13 protein-coding genes and 1 pseudogene are annotated in these 17,469 nt (G+C 47.8%); 6 read left to right on the forward strand and 8 right to left on the reverse strand.

Features of this window, described 5'->3' with window-relative positions:
- Positions 1 to 73 precede the first annotated feature (73 nt).
- Positions 74 to 766 (reverse strand): YesL family protein, encoded by a 693-nt coding sequence (locus NQ490_RS05680; RefSeq protein WP_050764738.1) that lies wholly within the window; start codon positions 764 to 766, stop codon positions 74 to 76.
- A 181-nt stretch (positions 767 to 947) separates the two neighbouring features.
- On the opposite strand from NQ490_RS05680, the gene NQ490_RS05685 reads away from it, so the two are divergent.
- The 6 genes from NQ490_RS05685 to NQ490_RS05710 all read left to right on the forward strand — a co-directional run bounded on the left by NQ490_RS05685 (position 948) and on the right by NQ490_RS05710 (position 10,012).
- Positions 948 to 2,714, forward strand: a complete 1,767-nt coding sequence (locus NQ490_RS05685) for a sensor histidine kinase (protein ID WP_007048089.1) — start codon at positions 948 to 950, stop codon at positions 2,712 to 2,714.
- Position 2,715: 1 nt separating this feature from the next.
- Positions 2,716 to 4,323 (forward strand): response regulator transcription factor, encoded by a 1,608-nt coding sequence (locus tag NQ490_RS05690; RefSeq protein WP_007048088.1) that lies wholly within the window; start codon positions 2,716 to 2,718, stop codon positions 4,321 to 4,323.
- A gap of 300 nt (positions 4,324 to 4,623) precedes the next feature.
- Entirely contained in the window at positions 4,624 to 6,285 is a 1,662-nt protein-coding gene (locus tag NQ490_RS05695; protein WP_007048087.1) for a type 2 periplasmic-binding domain-containing protein, read from the forward strand.
- Between the two features lie 165 nt (positions 6,286 to 6,450).
- Positions 6,451 to 7,374, forward strand: a complete 924-nt coding sequence (locus tag NQ490_RS05700) for an ABC transporter permease (RefSeq protein ID WP_007048086.1) — start codon at positions 6,451 to 6,453, stop codon at positions 7,372 to 7,374.
- A gap of 13 nt (positions 7,375 to 7,387) precedes the next feature.
- Complete coding sequence (locus NQ490_RS05705) at positions 7,388 to 8,275, forward strand: carbohydrate ABC transporter permease (RefSeq protein ID WP_007048085.1); 888 nt, start codon at positions 7,388 to 7,390, stop codon at positions 8,273 to 8,275.
- 174 nt (positions 8,276 to 8,449) lie between these two features.
- On the forward strand, positions 8,450 to 10,012 hold the full coding sequence (locus tag NQ490_RS05710) for a glycoside hydrolase family 43 protein (protein WP_007048084.1): 1,563 nt from the start codon (positions 8,450 to 8,452) through the stop codon (positions 10,010 to 10,012).
- 928 nt (positions 10,013 to 10,940) lie between these two features.
- Here NQ490_RS05710 and NQ490_RS15485 read toward each other — a convergent pair.
- The 7 genes and pseudogenes from NQ490_RS15485 to NQ490_RS05745 form a co-directional block, all read right to left on the reverse strand.
- Positions 10,941 to 11,501: pseudogene (locus NQ490_RS15485) on the reverse strand (IS110 family transposase); the annotation flags it as partial.
- A 432-nt stretch (positions 11,502 to 11,933) separates the two neighbouring features.
- Positions 11,934 to 12,803 carry a DUF6551 family protein gene (locus NQ490_RS05720; RefSeq protein ID WP_007048081.1) on the reverse strand — a complete coding sequence of 290 codons (870 nt, stop codon included), beginning with the start codon at positions 12,801 to 12,803 and terminating at the stop codon, positions 11,934 to 11,936.
- The gene (locus NQ490_RS05725) at positions 12,803 to 13,756 is read right to left on the reverse strand and encodes a ParB N-terminal domain-containing protein (protein WP_007048080.1); all 954 of its coding nucleotides are present in this window, start codon (positions 13,754 to 13,756) and stop codon (positions 12,803 to 12,805) included. Before NQ490_RS05725 ends, NQ490_RS05720 begins: the two co-directional genes overlap by 1 nt.
- On the reverse strand, positions 13,737 to 14,159 hold the full coding sequence (locus NQ490_RS05730) for a hypothetical protein (RefSeq protein ID WP_007048079.1): 423 nt from the start codon (positions 14,157 to 14,159) through the stop codon (positions 13,737 to 13,739). Before NQ490_RS05730 ends, NQ490_RS05725 begins: the two co-directional genes overlap by 20 nt.
- Positions 14,152 to 14,931 (reverse strand): hypothetical protein, encoded by a 780-nt coding sequence (locus tag NQ490_RS05735; protein WP_007048078.1) that lies wholly within the window; start codon positions 14,929 to 14,931, stop codon positions 14,152 to 14,154. The genes NQ490_RS05730 and NQ490_RS05735 overlap by 8 nt, the downstream gene beginning before the upstream one ends.
- On the reverse strand, positions 14,928 to 16,811 hold the full coding sequence (locus NQ490_RS05740) for a recombinase family protein (protein ID WP_007048077.1): 1,884 nt from the start codon (positions 16,809 to 16,811) through the stop codon (positions 14,928 to 14,930). Before NQ490_RS05740 ends, NQ490_RS05735 begins: the two co-directional genes overlap by 4 nt.
- Positions 16,804 to 17,409 (reverse strand): recombinase family protein, encoded by a 606-nt coding sequence (locus tag NQ490_RS05745; RefSeq protein WP_040918425.1) that lies wholly within the window; start codon positions 17,407 to 17,409, stop codon positions 16,804 to 16,806. Before NQ490_RS05745 ends, NQ490_RS05740 begins: the two co-directional genes overlap by 8 nt.
- Positions 17,410 to 17,469: the final 60 nt, after the last annotated feature.

Raw genomic sequence — 17,469 nt, forward strand, 5'->3', positions numbered from 1 at the left:
TTTCCAGACCAAAGCAAAAGAGCGCCGGAGATGACTCCTGCGCTCTTCTGCTTTATTCTATGCCGTCAAACGGTTACTTTTTGCTGTCTGAATTCTCCGTAGTATCCTGAGACTGCTCCTGATTTATCTGAGAAGAGTACTGCTCCGAGCACTTCATGAAAACGCCATTTAAAACAAATGCATTTGCATAAGCGATCGAAGAGAACCCCAGCGCAAACCACAAAAACAGTCCATAGCGCAATGTGGTCTGTGTATACAGGGTAAATGCTACACATGCGCCTATCAACAACAACATGGAAAAGGTTTTGGGCAAAGAGGTCACAGACATGATAAACGCATTCCGTATGGTACCTAAAACCGTATTGTTGAATCTTGCAAGCAGCGGGAAAGCATATACGAAGGTCATCATATAAGCGATTGCAGCCACGGGAATCAAAATCTTAAAGATGCTGTTTTGGAAATTCCCGGAATGCCATAGAAGATAGATATCATAGCCCAGAAATCCCCCTGCAGCCCCAAAAAGAATTCCCATCAGTACGCCCTGGCGGAAATTTGCCCGGAATGACTTGAAAAAATTGCCGACCACCGGAGTGCCGTCTTTTTCACCCGCCATTTTTGTGGTGACATAATGTAAAGCCGTGATGGCAGGGCCAATGGTGACCACCGGAATGCAGCAAACCAGGAACAGCAGATTCAGGACAATAAGATCCCACACAACGCCCAGGGCGCGCATCAGGGGGCTGTCCGGATTAAAAACGCCTCTCAATGAGTTCTCCTCCTTTTTTTCAGGATGTAAATATTCACCAAAAACAGCGATTCAAATTGTACACCATTCAATCTGTTATTTGATTGACAATGGTTCTGCGGCTGAATTATACTGGCATTATACTTTGCACCGCTAAAAATAGCAAGGTCCTTTTGCAACATTCACCGGTAAGGAGCTTTGTATGAACCGGTTTCATCATGTCAGAATCAAGCTGGAGAGTTTTCTCAATAACTTAAGCCTGAAGAAAAAACTTCGATATCTTTATTTTTTATGTATTCTGGTCCCCATATTTTTGACCGATATTGTAATTTTACATGCATTAACCAAGAACGAGCATGCCGAGCAGCTGCACCAGATGGAAAAAATAGCCAAATCAGTGCAGTCGATGCTTTCCGCCGCCACAGAAGATTCCGCGCTGATTTCTACCAGCCTGTATATGGATGACTCCCTCCAGGATTTTGTGAGCCGGCAATATGCCAGTCCCCGGGACTATTTTTCAAGTTACCGAGAATACATCCACCATTCTTTGCTGCAGGGTGTTTCCCGGATCACAAATTCTGTCATACGGGTGTATGCAGACAATGAAACCCTGATAAACGGCAGTGAATTTGCACGGTTATCCACCGTTTCGCAGGAGCCCTGGTATCAGCAGTATACTGCGGATGGCTACAGCCCGCGGCTTCTTTTTTCTTATGATGAAACAGATGGGCGCCAGGTGTTGTTTTTACGTGGGATGAATAGCCTTTACAGCGATAAGGCGGAGCGCCTTTCGTGTATTGAAATCAATTACAGCACGCTGGACCGCGATTTCCAGAACATGGGGTATAACTATTCAGTTTATGTATGCAGCGGTAACCGGATTTTGCTTACGAACGCAATGCCCAATTATCGTTGGCAGCCTTATGACACATTCTCCCCGTCTGATTCGGTAGGCTTGTCCCAGCATTTTACCCTTTACGGGGAAGATCTGGACATCTATGTGATGGAACCAAGCGGCAACGTTTTAGCCCTAATTCGCCAAAACATCCATATCCTGATCCTGCTGCTGCTCCTGAACATTATTCCCCCGCAGCTTTTGATGAATCTGCTGGAGAATTCCATTACTTCTCGTCTTTTCCGTCTGGAAAAAGTCTTCAACCAGATGGACAGCGACGTGTTGATCAAGATTTCCGGGCCAAGCGGTCAAGATGAGATCGGCAGTCTGATGGACAACTACAACCGCATGGCTGACCGGATGAACAGCCTGATTGACACCGTCTACCGATGCCGACTGAAAGAGCAGGAGATGGATATTGCCCGGCAGAACGCAGAGCTGATGGCTTTATACAGCCAAATCAATCCCCATTTTCTGTTCAACGCACTGGAAAGCATCCGTATGCACAGCATCCTGAAAAAAGAAGAAGAAACCGCCGATATGGTACAGAAATTGGCCATAATGGCGCGCCAAAACGTGGATTGGTCCTCGGATTCCAATACCATTAAGCGTGAGCTGGCGTTTGTTGAAGCGTACCTGGCCTTGCAAAAATATCGCTTCGGGGAGCGCCTTTCGTATCAAATCAATGCGCAGGAAGATTGCCAGAACATCCTGGTTCCGAAATTGACCATTACCACCTTTGTGGAAAATGCCTGTGTGCACGGTATTGAAGCAAAATCTTCTCCCGGTTGGATTTTTGTACGCGTGTATACAGAAAACGATGCGCTTTGCATGGAAATTGAAGATACCGGTGGCGGTATGGACGAGGCCGAGGCAGAACGTATTCAAGACCGGATGCGCAACGCCAGCCTGAAAATGTTAAAAGAAAAAGGACGCGTAGGCATGGTGAACACCTGCCTGCGCATCCGCATGATGACGGAGGATACTGCACAGTTCTCGGTGGAAAGCGAGCCGGGCATTGGAACACTTGTTTCGATTCGGTTCCCTCTAAACAAAGCAATAAGGGCGGAGTGACATGTTAAAAGTTATTATCGTAGATGATGAGCAGTTTATTGCGCAAGGTTTGCAGGCGTTGATTGACTGGAACGCCGCAGGCTATGAAGTGGCTGCCGTTCTGTCCGACGGGCAGGAGGCTTTGGAGTACATAAAAAAGTTACCCGTTGACCTTGTCATCACCGACGTTATGATGCCAAAAATGACCGGACTTGAATTACTGGAAACTGTTCGCCGGGAGAATCTTTCCAACGCCGGTTTCGTGATTCTGAGCGGATACAGTGAGTTTTCCTATGCTCAAAAAGCGCTGCGCTACGGGTGTATCGACTATCTTCTCAAACCGGTGGAAAAGCAAGATCTGTTATCCATTCTCAGCAAATACAATAACATCTCGCAAAACAGCAAAATGGAGGAGCAGTACGAACTGGCCTATCAAGCCCGGTGTTTGATCTCGTTGCTGTTCGGCAAATATGATCCCAACGGCGTGGATTATCTGCATAAGCATCTGGATTTTTCGGACGGCGTTCGTTACATTGAAATTTCCGCTTGCCATTCTTCGGACAGCGAAGATGACGATGATGAGAAGCACTTCCGTATGGTGCAGCGTGACCTGTACCAAAGCTGTGTGCAAATTTTAGGCGAGGACCAGAGCCGGTGTTTCTATGACGCTTCGCTGGATCGCGTTGGGTATGGGATTGCTTTTGTTTACAGCGGTGCGCTTGCCCGAAATGCCGGCTGTTCCGAAACACAGTATATCCAGGATTTTTATAAGAAATTGGGTGTTTCGATACAACACGAATTGCGATTTCTGGTTGGCAAAAAAGTGGACGATATCACCACTGTTTCTGAATCGTATGATACCGTCTGCGGGCTGAAAAACCTTTGCGCCTTCCGCCAGCAAAAATCGATCTATTATTACGAGGAAGAGTTATCGGTTCCGCAAGAAAGAGCCGTTTTGTGCAAAGATACCCTGGATCAGTTGATTACCGCCATTGAACTGAATGAGCAGGAACGCATCGGCTCCGAAATAGACCATTTGTTTGCCGAAATGCAGCGGCGTGGCGTACATGACAAAGATATCAACCTGAACTTAAATTATCTTTTGTTCCGTCTTATGCATCTTGCATCCAATTTGGACAACGAAGCCAACCAGAAGGAAATGCTGCAATTTATCAGCGCGCAGTCTTTCCGGGAAGGAATTTCCCGCAGGAGCCGACAGCATCTGTTCCGCTTTGCACGCGAGTATGCAGACTACCTTTCCCTTCTGCGAAAAAATATCTCCACCGATATTTTGGATTCTATCGACAAGGAAATCCAGGAACACTACTCGGAAAACCTGACGTTGCAGGGCTTGGGCAAAAAATACTATATCAACAGTGCATACTTAGGGCAAATCTTCCGCAAAAAATACGGACAGTCCTTTAAAAACTATTTGTGTTCTTACCGTATTAACGAAGCGTGCCACCAGCTATTGTACACAAACAAGCGGATCGGCCGCATTGCCGAAGATGTGGGCTATAAAGATGTGGATTATTTCCTTTGCAAATTTATCGAGCTGAAAGGCTGTACGCCTTCCCATTTTCGGAAGAGCAAAACCGAGAAACCACATTCTGAATTTCCCGGGAAATAATTCACACCAGAATAATCATACACTTGCTTTTCGTTTTTTGCATTCTTAAAAAACAACGATAAACCAAACAAAAGTGCAGGCATGTTGCCCCCCCAAAATACTTCAAGGATGGGGGACTGCCTGTCTTTTTTGTATCATTGTTTCGCTGTTTAGCGCGATTCCTCTTCCGTTGAATTTGCAAAGCTATAATTTTCAGGGGTTTTTACTAGAATTTGTCGGTTGTGTAAAACATTTTTAGTATATATACTTAAATCAGAAAAGCCCGCAAGGGGCGAAAAATCTATTTACAGGAGGCCAATTATGAAAGTAAAATTGTGGCGGCGCGTATTTGCGGCAAGTATGTCCGCGGCCATGCTGCTGGGCTTAACGGCATGTGGCGGCGGCTCTGATTCCACCGAATCGTCCGATGGGATCAAAACATTTACGATGTTTACCGCAATGCCCGGTTCCGAAATCAATGATGACAACGACATTATGAACATCATTGCCGAAAAGACCGGTGCCAAACTGAAAGAGACCTGGCTGACCGGCCAGACCGACGCAGAAGCCATCGGCACAATCATCGCCGGCGGCGAGTACCCGGATTTCATCAATGGCGGCGATGCCATGATGTCTCTTTATGACGCAGGCGTCCTGGTGCCCTGGGATGATTACCTGGAAAAGTACCCCAACCTGAAAGAAATGTACACCGACGAAGAGTGGGACAGCTTCCGTCAGGATGACGGCAAGATTTATTGGGCCAACGTATTCCAGAACACCTACGGCGAAGATCGTGCCACCACCCATAACGATGAAGCCTTCTGGATTCAGGCGCGTGTTCTGGAATGGGCCGGTTACCCCGAAATCAAAACCCTGGACCAGTATTTCGATCTGCTGGAAAGCTATGCCGATGCCAACCCCACCATGGCAAACGGTACCAAGAACATTCCCTACACGGCACTTTGCGAAGACTGGCGCTATTTCTGCATCGAGAATGCACCCCAGTTCCTTGATGGGTATCCCAACGACGGCTCTGTCATTGTAGACAAGGATACGATGCAGGTGGTTGACTACAATACCACGCCCACTGCCAAGCGGTATTTCCAGAAATTGAACGAAGAATACCAGAAAGGCTACGTGGACGTAGAATTCGCCACCCAGACCTACGATGAATACATCGCCAAGCTTTCCACCGGCGCTGTGCTGGGCATGTGCGACCAGTGGTGGAACTTCGCGTACAATGTCAATGATGTTTTCAAACAGCAGGGTTTGGACGAGCAGGGCTGCAACTACGTTCCGCTGGGCCTGACCATTGACGAAGGAATGGAAAACCGCTGGCACAACTACGCCGATACCCTGAACAATTCCAGCGGCGTGGCCGTTACCACCAGCTGCTCCGATATTGACGGTGCATTTAAGTTTATGAACGATCTGCTGGATCAGGAAATCCACGATCTTCGCTTCTGGGGCGTTGAAGGTGAGGATTACCTGGTTGATGAAAACGGCCTGTATTACCGCACCGAAGAAATGCGGATGAAGTGCGCGGATCCCGCCTACCAGGCCTCTCACCTGTGCAACTATTCCTACATGCCGCAGTGGCTGGGCACCAGCCGGGACGGCAAGAACGCCATGCAGCCCGACCAGCAGGCAAGCGAATTCCTGGACAGCCTGTCCACCCCGCTGCAGAAACTGTTTGATGCCTACGGCGTAGACAGCTACGTTGATTTGATCGGTTCTGTGAAAGAAGAACAGGGCCCCTGGTTCCCGATGTATTCTTACTCCAATGCAATGACTACCGAAACCCCCGGTGGTGTTGCCTGGGTCAAGATGGGCGAAGTCAAACACGAATGGCTGCCCAAAGTTGTTATGGCGCCTGATTTTGAAAGCACCTGGAATGAATACATGACTGCGTACAACGCAGCCAATCCGCAGGATTTCTTGGCAGAAATGCAAACTGAGCTTGAGCGCCGTGCCGGTCTTTGATGCCCGTTATTGCAGGCGACACAGACGTTGACACATACAAGTGGCCACGGCTGCACGGTGTAGCCGTGGCCACTTTTTTTATGAAATGCATTCAACCCGCAAGCTCCTTAAACGTTAGTTTGCAACACATGATTCGCCATACACGTTCCTTAGGAGGACTCGCCAATGAAAAATCCATCAAAGCGTATTACATGGAAAGAGATTTCACGCCAGAAATTTCTGATGGTCTGTGCGGCTATCTTTTTTGTATACGGCATCGTATTTTATTACGTTCCACTGGCAGGCTGGGTAATGGCCTTTCAGAACTACAAACCCAAAGACGGCCTCTTCGGATCTGAATTCGTAGCACTGGAAAAGTTTAAATTCCTGTTCTCTGACGAAGTCTTTTTGCGTGATATCCGTAACACTCTGGCCATGGGCGTTCTCAATCTGGTGACCACCTTTTTAATGGCCATTATCTTCGCCATCCTGCTGAACGAAGTACGCAACATGTTCGGCAAAAAGATTGTTCAAACGATTTCCTATATGCCCCACTTCCTTTCCTGGATCATTGTCACCGGTATTCTGCACGATGCGCTGTCTTCCACCGGTATCATCAATGAGCTGCTGGTGAACCTGGGCATTCTGGATTCGCCCATCAACTTCTTCGCCAATCCGAGTTATTTTTGGCCAATCGTTGCATTTGCCAATGTTTGGAAGGAAACCGGCTGGAATGCCATTGTCTACCTGGCCGCCATTACCTCCATCGATCCCAGCCTGTATGAGGCAGCCACTTTGGATGGTGCCGGCCGGTGGGGCAAAATCTGGCACGTCACGCTTCCTGGCATCAAGTCCACCATTATGATTCTGCTGATCATGAATGTTGGCAACGTATTGAATGCAGGCTTTGAAGTCCAGTATCTGCTTGGCAACGGCCTGGTCAAGGGTGTTTCGGAAACCATTGATATCTACACCTTGACCTGGGGCATCAGCCAAAACGATTATTCTTTGGGTACTGCAGCCGGTATCTTCAAGAGCGTCGTTGCAATTATTCTGATTCTCGGCGCAAACTGGATTGCCAAACGTGCCGGTGAAGACAGATTGTTCTAAGGGGAGGGTACACATGAAAATCAAATCATCCACCATGGACAAAGTCTTTGTTACCTGCAATACCATTTTCCTGGTTTTGTTCGTCACCATTACGCTGTATCCTGTTCTGAACACGCTGGCGCTTTCTTTCAACGACGGTATCGACGCCGTACGCGGTGGCATCCATCTGTGGCCGCGCATCTTTACGCTCTCGAACTATAAAACGGTTCTGAATCAGCAGAACATCATCACCGGTGCAGTGGTTTCGGTGGCCAGAACTGTGTTGGGAACCATCTTCTCCCTGGTAACGAACGCACTTTTGGCCTACGTCATCAGCCGCAAACGCTTTTTGTTCCGTTCCCAGCTGTCTTTGTTCTGGGTCATCACCATGTATGTGAACGGCGGTATGATCCCCACCTTGATTTTGTACCGCAACCTGAACCTGACCAACTCTTTCTGGGTATACGTCATTCCGGGCATGATCAGCGCATTTAACGTTCTGGTTCTGCGCACTTTCATGGAAGGTCTGCCCAGCGCGCTGGAAGAATCCGCCATGATTGACGGTGCCAACGATTTCACCATCTTTACCCGTATCATCTCGCCCCTGTGCAAGCCGGTGTATGCCACCGTCGCCCTGTTCGTAGCTGTCGGACAGTGGAACTCCTGGTTCGATGCTATGTTGTACAACCGGATGAACACCCAGTATACGACCCTGCAATATGAGTTGATGAAGCTTCTTTCCTCTGTCATGCAGCAAAGCGGCAGTGCCACCACCGGCGGCAACACCGCTACCGCAGCCGTCACGCCGGTTACCGTGCGTGCCGCCGCTACTGTGGTGACGATGCTTCCCATCATTTTGCTTTATCCCTTCCTGCAAAGATACTTTGTATCCGGCATGACCATTGGCAGTGTAAAAGAGTAAAATCCTTTTCCTGCCATCCGCCCCTGTTTTCCAGTGCCTGTAACACGAAAAGTCAGTTTGGCGGCACCCTTCAATAGCTATGGCCGCTGCATCTGTTTTTCCTCCTGGATACAGCGGCCATAGCTCTATATTTTTGCATGCAGAACATCACCCCTTTATACCTGGAGGTTTTCTATGCTTTCCGTTAAAAATCCTATCATGACAGGCTTCTTTCCCGACCCTTCGATTTGCCGGGTAGGGAACAAATTCTATACGGTTCATTCGACATTTGCGTATTTTCCCGGTGTGCCGGTTTTTGAGAGCGAAGATCTTGTCCACTGGAATTTGATCAGCAATGTGCTCGATCGTGATTCTCAGGTTCCTTTGTCCGGCTGTCAGCATTCCGAGGGGATTTTTGCCCCTACCATTCGTTACCATAAGGGCACCTGGTATATGATTACCACCAACGTGTCCGACCAAGGAAATTTTATCGTCACTGCAAAAGATCCGCGCGGCCCCTGGTCCGAGCCTTACTATTTGGGTGAGTCTACCGGCGGCATTGATCCCAGTCTCTTTTTTGACGATGACGGTACCTGCTATTATATCGGCCAACGGCCGCGTTCTGCCGGGTACCGCTACAATGGCGACTGCGAAATTTGGATTCAAACTCTGGATCTGGACACGATGCAGTTAAAGCCCGATGCCACCATTGTACTTACCGGATTCCAGCGCAAAGCCATTTGGCCGGAGGGACCTCACCTGTACAAAAAGGACGGTTACTATTACATTTTGCATGCGGAAAGCGGTACTTCCATCCACCACAGCGTCATGATCGCGCGCAGCAAAAATGTGTTTGGTCCCTACGAGTACTGCCCCTGCAACCCCATTCTGACGCATCGCCATTTGGGAGCCCAATATCCTGTTACCTGCGTCGGTCATGCCGACTTAGTGGATGACGGAAACGGCAACTGGTATATGGTTGTATTGGCTTGCCGGCCGAACCAAGGGTACACGTTGTTGGGGCGTGAAACCTTTTTGGCAAAGGTCACCTGGGAAGATGGTTGGCCGGTTGTGAATGCGGGGGTCGGTCATCTTGAAGAAGTAGTCACGCTGCCTTACGAGGGGCAGCCTTCTGACGACGTACCCCAATGTAAAACCTATACGTTTGATACACCTTCTCTGCCGCTGGAATTGCTGACTTTGCGCAATCACCGCGATCACGAACTGGAACTGCACGCAGAAGAGCATATTGTTCGTCTTTTCCATCGTTGCGACAGCCTGAAGGATTGCGGTGAGCCTGCATACCTCGCGCTGCGTCAGCAACACTGGAATTGCGAATTTGAAACCAGCTTTATCCCGCATTTCTGCAAAGAGAGTGATTGCGCCGGTATTGCCATGGTTCAAAGCAACGAAAACCATCTACGGGCAGAGTGCTATCCCCAGGATTCGGGGATCAAACTTGTTGTTTCTCTTTGCAAAGATGGTGAAGACAGCTGTTTGGCGCGAATGGATATGTCGGCTGCAACCCCCATCAAACTGAAGTTGCGCGTAGAAGGGCTTGTGGCCAGTGTTCTTTACCAAAGCGGTACCGAATGGAAAACAGCTGCCTCTGGTATCGACCTGCGCTCTTTAAGCACGGAACATGCCGGCGGTTTTGTCGGCTGTACACTGGGGTTATACGCTTCCGGCAATGGGGAAGACGCTGGTGGTTATTCTGATTTTGAAAGAATGACCTATCGCGAACTTCCCACCAAGTAATCCTTCACGAATCATTCGGTAGCGGCTGCCAAATGGGGAGAGAATGTCCAGCCGGTGAGGAGCCCGCCCACAAATAAAAAGCCATACGAATCCGCGAAAAGCCAAGCGGATGTGGGTGTTTGGAAACCGAATCTCCCGGATCGATACCTGCGTAACCCGTCCATACTCTTCCCTATCGCAAATACAAAAAGCAGACCCTTGGACTCACGGGTCTGCTTTTTGTATGCACGATTCATTTACAAAACGAAACGCCTGATTGCTCCGCAACACAATAGGCTTATAGTTTTCAACTCATCTTTTTCAAAGTTGTACAGAGACGTCGCTATTTTCTCCGGTCAATCCAATATATGCCAGCCGTTCCGGCAGCGGTGTGTGCTCGGTCACCGCTTGTACAAGGGCAGCACATTCCTCTTCAAAGCCACTCACCACACGTCCGTAAGCCGCGAACGCGCGAGATGTGACAGGCTCTATATTCCAACGCGCCTCCTCATGTATGGCAATCCTGCAGCAGAATCCGCTGCGGTTGTGTAATCGGCTGCGCCGTCAGCTGCACCTCTGCCTGCGCACGGTCGGTGTGCAGACTGTACGTTCCCCGGAAACCAGCCAGCTCGGCAACGCCGTTTTCATCGGTATGCAGCTCCCCTTGGGAAGTCCACTCCGCATGAATCAGCCGCTGCAGTTCCCGGTAACTGGGCTTGGGCGAATTGTCCGCCCGCAACAAACCGCTGGGCGCATTCAGCCACGCACCGTCGGCAAAGTCCCATCCGGTAATTGCTTCCACCTGAGAATGCGAGAAAAGGATCTCGTACATTTCCCGCCATTCCCGGCGCTGCCGTTCTTCTCCTTCGGGGGTGGATGGCCAGGACTCGACCTGGTAATCGTTTAGATCCACAATGTCTGCGGGCATCAGATGACCGGGCAGCAAGGTAGCGCCAGGAAACTCCTCCAGCAGAGCGTACACAGAAGCAATATGCAGAGAGGGAACGAGTTTTTCCAGTTCTGGGAACAGGATGCAAACCAATCGGGCAATGGAACTTTTCAGCTTGGCACGCTCTTTCACCTTGTCAAAACGATATCTGGTAAGTGACTTTAGTTCCTCGGTGTGGTATGCCGTATCTGTGTAGGGGTTGAGACTTGCATCGGATAACAACATAAACGCAATCGTTCGTGCATCCACCCGGTCGGTTTTTGTTTTTCGCAGACTGAGGCTCTTTCGGTAAAGGTTTGTACGCAAGGGGTTCAGGACATAGGTGGTTAGACCATTGTCAAGAAGAAAACCGAGCAGATTGTAGCTGTAATGCCCGGTTGCCTCAAGCCCTACCTTTATTTTGTCCTGTGTGCTGGTGCAATCCTGGATTCTTCGCAACAGACAGTGAAATCCGTTTATGGTGTTGGGGATAGTGAACACATCCGACAGAACTTCACCATCAGAAGTGACGATGAAACAATCGTGCTTATCTTTTGAAACATCAATGCCAACAGAAACCATCATAACAAATACCTCCGACGAAAAATGTGATGCTTCATCCACAGAGCGCCTTACTTTTGTAGCCTTGTTCCACATAAACCGTCTAGCGGTATTTAACTGATTAACAAAATGTAAGGGACTGTGGTTGGAACCTCTCCAGAACCATCTTGTGGTAGGGGGAAATGCACCGATCCACAGCATCCCTTACAGTGTAGCACAGCCCTTGGGGAGGGGCTTTAATAACTACTACTCTATAATACAAGGGGGAAAAACAAAAAGCCGCTCATTTCCGGCATTGCCAGAAACCAAGCGGCTAAAAATGGGCACACTTATCCCATGCTATTTTACCTATTGATATATACGAGCAGCACAGATCAGAAAATTCATCATTGTATCGTCATTGTGGTTTGTACCAAAATGTAGTACAAACCACTTCTGAGGTAGTCAATCTTCCTATTCCTTCACCAACAGCTCAACCCCTTCTTCTGCGTCCTCCTCCTCCAAATCTGTGTCTATATCCAATCCTTCATGGTTCCCGATATTCTTTTCGTAGAGCCGTGTCCATTTAAGCGGATACTTGCACTTACGATTATAGGCCAGAAGCATCGCCTCCGCATACCCCATAGACCCTGGGCGGCGCTCCTTGGCTGTTCTGGACAGCAGCTTGACCGACATCTCTCCCACCTTTTCCTTGAAGTTCTCATCTTTCAAGGTATCTCCAAATGTGTAGACAAGTCTTGCTATCCCATTGAGCATATTCGCAGACAGAGAATTCATATCCCCCTCCCAAGTGCCTACACAGAGCCGCAGCGTCCGGTCGAGAACATGGTACCCAAACCGTTCATAAATGTTTTCAAGCGTGGAGACAGCGCACACAACGCCGTAGTTTCTTACCTGCCCGATAGAAAGTGAATAAGACTCTACCAGATCTTTGATAATGAGCTGTTCCTGATTTCCTGCCTCCACATTTGCCATAAACACCTCGTAAGGCCGAAGAGGTTTTACAAACTTCATCTGGTTGGCAAAAATGTCTGCCTCGTGTTCGTAATTCAAATCGTCGTAGATCATACACCACACAGGGGTTTCACGGGACCCCGAAGCCAATGCAACAATTTCCACTGTATGCTGCCCATTGAACACATAATTAACTCCATTTCGTCGACTTACCTTTACAGGATTGATTTGATACAAATCGAAATGGGCTGCCGCATTCAGTACATGCTGTTCGGAAATATTTCGCTGATACTCCTGATTAGATACAAGGTTTTTAATAGGGATCTGCTCAAAATGGACATTGGGAACAAACATACTATAATCTGCCATCAGGTTTCCCCCTCAATTGCACTGAGCATTTCCTGGATCTTTTCTATCAATTCACGCAACGCTGTCCGAAGATTTTGTCTGGCCGCAGGAGAAATTGCTTCCAGACGTGCCATGGTTTTAGTTCGGTCAATAGAACTCATCCAGGAAGGAATTGTGAGCGTTAGCCCGGCAACTTCTGCATCAGGGTCATATACCGGCATCGTCTTGATTGCCGGTTGATCTGCCGTCGCTCCTGCTGGTTTAGTTGCCACGTCGGAATGAATGTTCCTCCTTGATTCGCTGTACCGGGCAAAAGCATATGGATTTTTCCCAATTTTTTGCCCCAGTTCTTTCAGCTCTCCTGTATCCTTCTCCGCCAGTGCCACAATATTTTCAAATGATATCTTACATGTACCGGATAGAATATGCGGAACCAGTTCCGGTGCGCTTTGGGCTATCGTATCCAATGCAGTGCTATATTTTGCATATTTTTGTACGGTTGCACCAGACACATGATGCTCCTTTCCGATCCGGGCTGCAGTCCGACAGCCGCTTTCCTCATCAATTGGCCTTCCCCTCACCGGAACAGCGTTAGGATTTGCCCGATACTGATTATAACCATTCCCATTTTTTTGTGCCTTCTTTTCCGCTTCATATTGCCTTCCGATCAGGTATTTCCTTGTTTCCTCTGTAATGTTGCGGCGCCCAAGCTGATTGGAGCAAATCCATGCAATTACTGCATCCCGGTTGGGGAACTCCCTTTCATAAACACCATAAGGGATATGCAATTTGTTGCAAATTTCGTAACGGTTGTGCCCATCCACAATGGTATCATTCCAGACAACAATATCCTCCCGACACCCTTCCCGTACCAGATTCAGCTCAAGCTGCCGGTACTCTTCTCTGCGAAGGGGGCGAATCAGATTTTTAAACTCCGGGTCGATTCTCAACTGCCTAAATTTCTTTTCTGACATACTTACTCCTTCGCTCCAGTTGCTTTATTGTTTGCAAGGAGAAATAGGCAACCCGGTTCACCTGATCAATTTCTCCTTCCAGTTGGTAGTTGAATCTCGGGTCAAAACCTCCGACCATCTCAGAAAAATTATTCATTAGGATCGCGCTGTAAAATTCCACTGATTGTTGCGTTGTGTCCAACATCCGGACTCTGTTTGCAGTACCACCCGAAATAGGTTTGTCTGAACCAAGAACAGCTATATAAAGTTCCTCCGGATTCACCAAAAATTGAATATACGCAGGATTTTTCAACAGACGGATTGTCTGACGGTGAATACGAATTCGATTTCGGAATGGATCAAGCGTCAACGAAGCATGCACGGTTTTATCGTTTTTCACCTTTTGTCCCTTTGGATCAACCATGTTCTTGACCTCCCTTGAAAGCAGAATCATCTACCTTAGAATCTTTCTGGGCAGTATGGTCGCGGAGTCCATATACGGCATAGCCCTCAAAAATATCCACTTGCATAGACTTCTGGTGTTCCCGAAAGGGAAGGCCAAACTGTGTTTTCCATCCTTCCGGGAACACAGGTGTTCTGGAAGATTTTGGCTTTTCACCGTTTTTCAATACTCGCTGGTAAACCTCGGTGGCGGTAAGATCGAATGCAATCAGCCACTCATCTTTCGCATGGATCACGCGTCCCAGAAGTTTATACCGGTAATCCAAGTTCCATCCCATCAGTGAAAACACTTTGGCGAAAAAGATTTTGCAGGTTATCTGTTTAGGCTTACGCCGGCCGGTTCCATTGGTACACCATACACAGGCATCACGGTCTTCTGCGCGGCAAGGACGAATCGCCAGAATTTTGCTTTCCTGATTGACCAGTACCTGCACATGATCGACTTGCGGAAATCGATTCAGACAAGCCGCATTCACATAAAACTTGTAGTTATTGAAGGTCACGGAAGGTTCACTGATATGGGCAAAAAATTCTCGGCGTACTACCTGATATCCATCATAATTGAAGTCACCTGCAATTTCCAAAACATCATCCGTATTGTCTTTTTCGGACGCAACGGGCACACGCTCGTGCTCCAGAACAACAGATGCTTCGTCCTCCTGCTGTGTCCCTTCCAAAGAACGGAGCATCCCTGCGATTACCCCCTCTGTACTTTTACGGGGATCCTCATTCATTTAGATTCCTCCTTGCCATGTTGACTGAATTCCTTGCGAATATAGTCCCTCAACACCTCAAAACCTGTTACGTGAAGTTTCTGCCCTGTTTCGTAAAGTTGGCCTTCCATTCGTATTTTCCAGTCCTCTTCACTCTGGTCACAGATTGCCGGGAAAGACTTCTGATGAAGGTAATACTGCTTTCCAAAAGAACCGATCCATTCCTCTGGAACGGCTCTTACCCTTTTACCAGAAATGGAAAGCGGTTGTACTGGATCTTGTGTTGCCTGTTCGCCTGCCTGGCCTGTGAGCAGATATGATTTTATAAATGCTTCCGCATCGTTGACATCAAAAATGTACGCCGATTCGCTTTCCGTTTGGTATAAAGCGCCCGCAATCCGATATTTTAAATCCTGGCTCCATCCGAACAATTCAAAAAGTGTTTCTGCATAAGCAGCACCAGCAATTTCTCTGGGTTGATATTTCCCATTTACCAGTTTTGAAAAAACTACCGCATTGCGACTTCCTTTAGGGGCAGTACGCACGGCAAAACGCATTTCCGCAGGATTGACCAACAACTCCACACAGTTATCTTTTCCAAAGGCCCGAACACAAGCAACACTAAACTTGACCTTCTTATCCTGAAACAGTACATACGGTCGGAGATGATTATCAAAAAATTCACTCCGAGCAATTTCAAATCCTCGCATATCAAAATCTCCTGGGGACAGGGTAATACTCTTAGCCGGATCTGTTTCCTCCCGCTGCTCTGCAGTAACCTGGATACTGATGGACGCTTGATAATAATCTGCAGGTTTGAACCCTGCCCATCGAGGATTTATGACCACAAAACCTTTCAACAGGCCACTATCAATTACTCGAAGTTCAGGAAGAATCGAGCGATTTCCGTACTTGGAATTATTCAATAGATGCTGAACGGCAATAAAGTCATCTCTCGAAATAATGCCCTCATGGTGATTTCGATATAAACTTTGAGGACGATCCCCTCTGTTTTTTCTGGCCTTGTGGTTTAGGTAATTAGGGGTGAAGGTTTTCCGCGTCAAAACATCCCCACAATGCCGCTCGTTACGAAGCACTTGTACAATGGAATTTGATGTCCATTTGATGTTTCCCAGATAAGTTTTGCGCCCCAGTTCAGTAAGTGCTGCCGCAATATCTGCGGTAGAATATCCATACAGGTACATATAGAAAATCAGTTTTACCGTAGGTGCTTCATCCGGATTGACTACCAGATTTCCTTCTGCATCGTGAGAATACCCAAGCAATTTGGGGGTAAGCGGTAACCCACCATCCAACCGCATCCGTAGGGAAGTTTCCATACTTCGGCTTCGGATATGCGATTCTTCCTGCGCCATGGTTGCCTGAAATGAGAGTGCCATTTGCGAATCATCCTTGAGGGAAAAAATACATTCACTCTCAAAAAACACCCCCACCGGGCTGGGCAACTCTGCAAGCATCCGTACCATACTGATGCAGTCGACCACATTACGGGCAAACCGCGACACGCTTTTGGTGATAATCATATCAATTTTCCCGCTGCGGCAATCGGAAATCATGCTATGGAACTCATCTCTGTGTGCCAGAGATGTTCCGCTGATTCCCTCGTCAGCATAGATTTTAACCAACGTCCAATTTGGATGATGTACGACGAAATCTTCGTAGTATTTCTTTTGAAGTTCGTAGGATGTTGTCTGCTGGACATTGTCTGTAGAAACCCGTGCGTATACAGCTACACGTTGTTCGACATCATTGTCGTAATAATCAATCGGCTTTTTGGCTGGAATAAATTCATAGTTTTCCGGATCAACCTTTGTATTAATTCGACGCCGCACCTTGTCTTTCTTCTCTGCGAGTTTCTTTCTTGAATACTGGTCAATCATGCAGCATCTCCCTCCGGGTGTCATCTTCAGACAATATCTTCCAATCAGGACCGGGCAAGAAATAAGGGTCGTGTAGATCCTCGCGATAATAGGAAGCCAATGTATAGATATCCTCTGAGACAAAATATATCCCCACCGGCTTGGGAAGCGCAGCCATCAGTCTCGCACAAAAAGACAATTCAGTAAGTTTTTTGGACACATTGCTCGCTTTCTGCGTGATAATCAAGTCCACCTTCTCATCGAAGCAATCTTGCAGAAGTCTGGCCCATTCTGAGGAGCTCTCCATATTGGGTGCGGTGCTTCCCTCATCAATATAGAAACCGATAAATTCCCAATTGGGACAGAGGGATAAGGTGTCCAAAAATTGCTTTTTATGTGCAGAGAGATAATCTTCATATCGCGTCTGGTTAAAGTATCTGATGTATACTGCCACTCGATGATGATTTTCCGGATGTGGTCGTTCCCGTCGAATTTTCCTTAACCAGTTACGGTGCTCCGCCAAAAGAGCATTTTTTTCCAACTGTCCCTCTGACAACCAGTCAAAAGAAGGCATGACCATCTGCTCCATCCCTTGGTTTTGCATAGTCTGCTCTGGCATATTGTGTCCCCCTATTATCGTGTCTTTCCCCCCATTATATAATCCATGCATCAATAACAA

Source organism: Subdoligranulum variabile (genome assembly GCF_025152575.1).
GTDB lineage: Bacteria > Bacillota > Clostridia > Oscillospirales > Ruminococcaceae > Gemmiger > Gemmiger variabilis.

What these genes read in the sequence shown, in the direction of transcription:
- NQ490_RS05735 (WP_007048078.1), bottom strand. Translation starts at nt 14,931, where the DNA reads ATGAATGAGGATCCCCGTAAAAGTACAGAGGGGGTAATCGCAGGGATG.
- NQ490_RS05745 (WP_040918425.1), bottom strand. Translation starts at nt 17,409, where the DNA reads ATGCCAGAGCAGACTATGCAAAACCAAGGGATGGAGCAGATGGTCATG.
- NQ490_RS05710 (WP_007048084.1), top strand. Translation starts at nt 8,450, where the DNA reads ATGCTTTCCGTTAAAAATCCTATCATGACAGGCTTCTTTCCCGACCCT.
- NQ490_RS05725 (WP_007048080.1), bottom strand. Translation starts at nt 13,756, where the DNA reads ATGTCAGAAAAGAAATTTAGGCAGTTGAGAATCGACCCGGAGTTTAAA.
- NQ490_RS05700 (WP_007048086.1), top strand. Translation starts at nt 6,451, where the DNA reads ATGAAAAATCCATCAAAGCGTATTACATGGAAAGAGATTTCACGCCAG.
- NQ490_RS05685 (WP_007048089.1), top strand. Translation starts at nt 948, where the DNA reads ATGAACCGGTTTCATCATGTCAGAATCAAGCTGGAGAGTTTTCTCAAT.
- NQ490_RS05690 (WP_007048088.1), top strand. Translation starts at nt 2,716, where the DNA reads ATGTTAAAAGTTATTATCGTAGATGATGAGCAGTTTATTGCGCAAGGT.
- NQ490_RS05720 (WP_007048081.1), bottom strand. Translation starts at nt 12,803, where the DNA reads ATGGCAGATTATAGTATGTTTGTTCCCAATGTCCATTTTGAGCAGATC.
- NQ490_RS05705 (WP_007048085.1), top strand. Translation starts at nt 7,388, where the DNA reads ATGAAAATCAAATCATCCACCATGGACAAAGTCTTTGTTACCTGCAAT.
- NQ490_RS05730 (WP_007048079.1), bottom strand. Translation starts at nt 14,159, where the DNA reads ATGGTTGATCCAAAGGGACAAAAGGTGAAAAACGATAAAACCGTGCAT.
- NQ490_RS05695 (WP_007048087.1), top strand. Translation starts at nt 4,624, where the DNA reads ATGAAAGTAAAATTGTGGCGGCGCGTATTTGCGGCAAGTATGTCCGCG.
- NQ490_RS05740 (WP_007048077.1), bottom strand. Translation starts at nt 16,811, where the DNA reads ATGATTGACCAGTATTCAAGAAAGAAACTCGCAGAGAAGAAAGACAAG.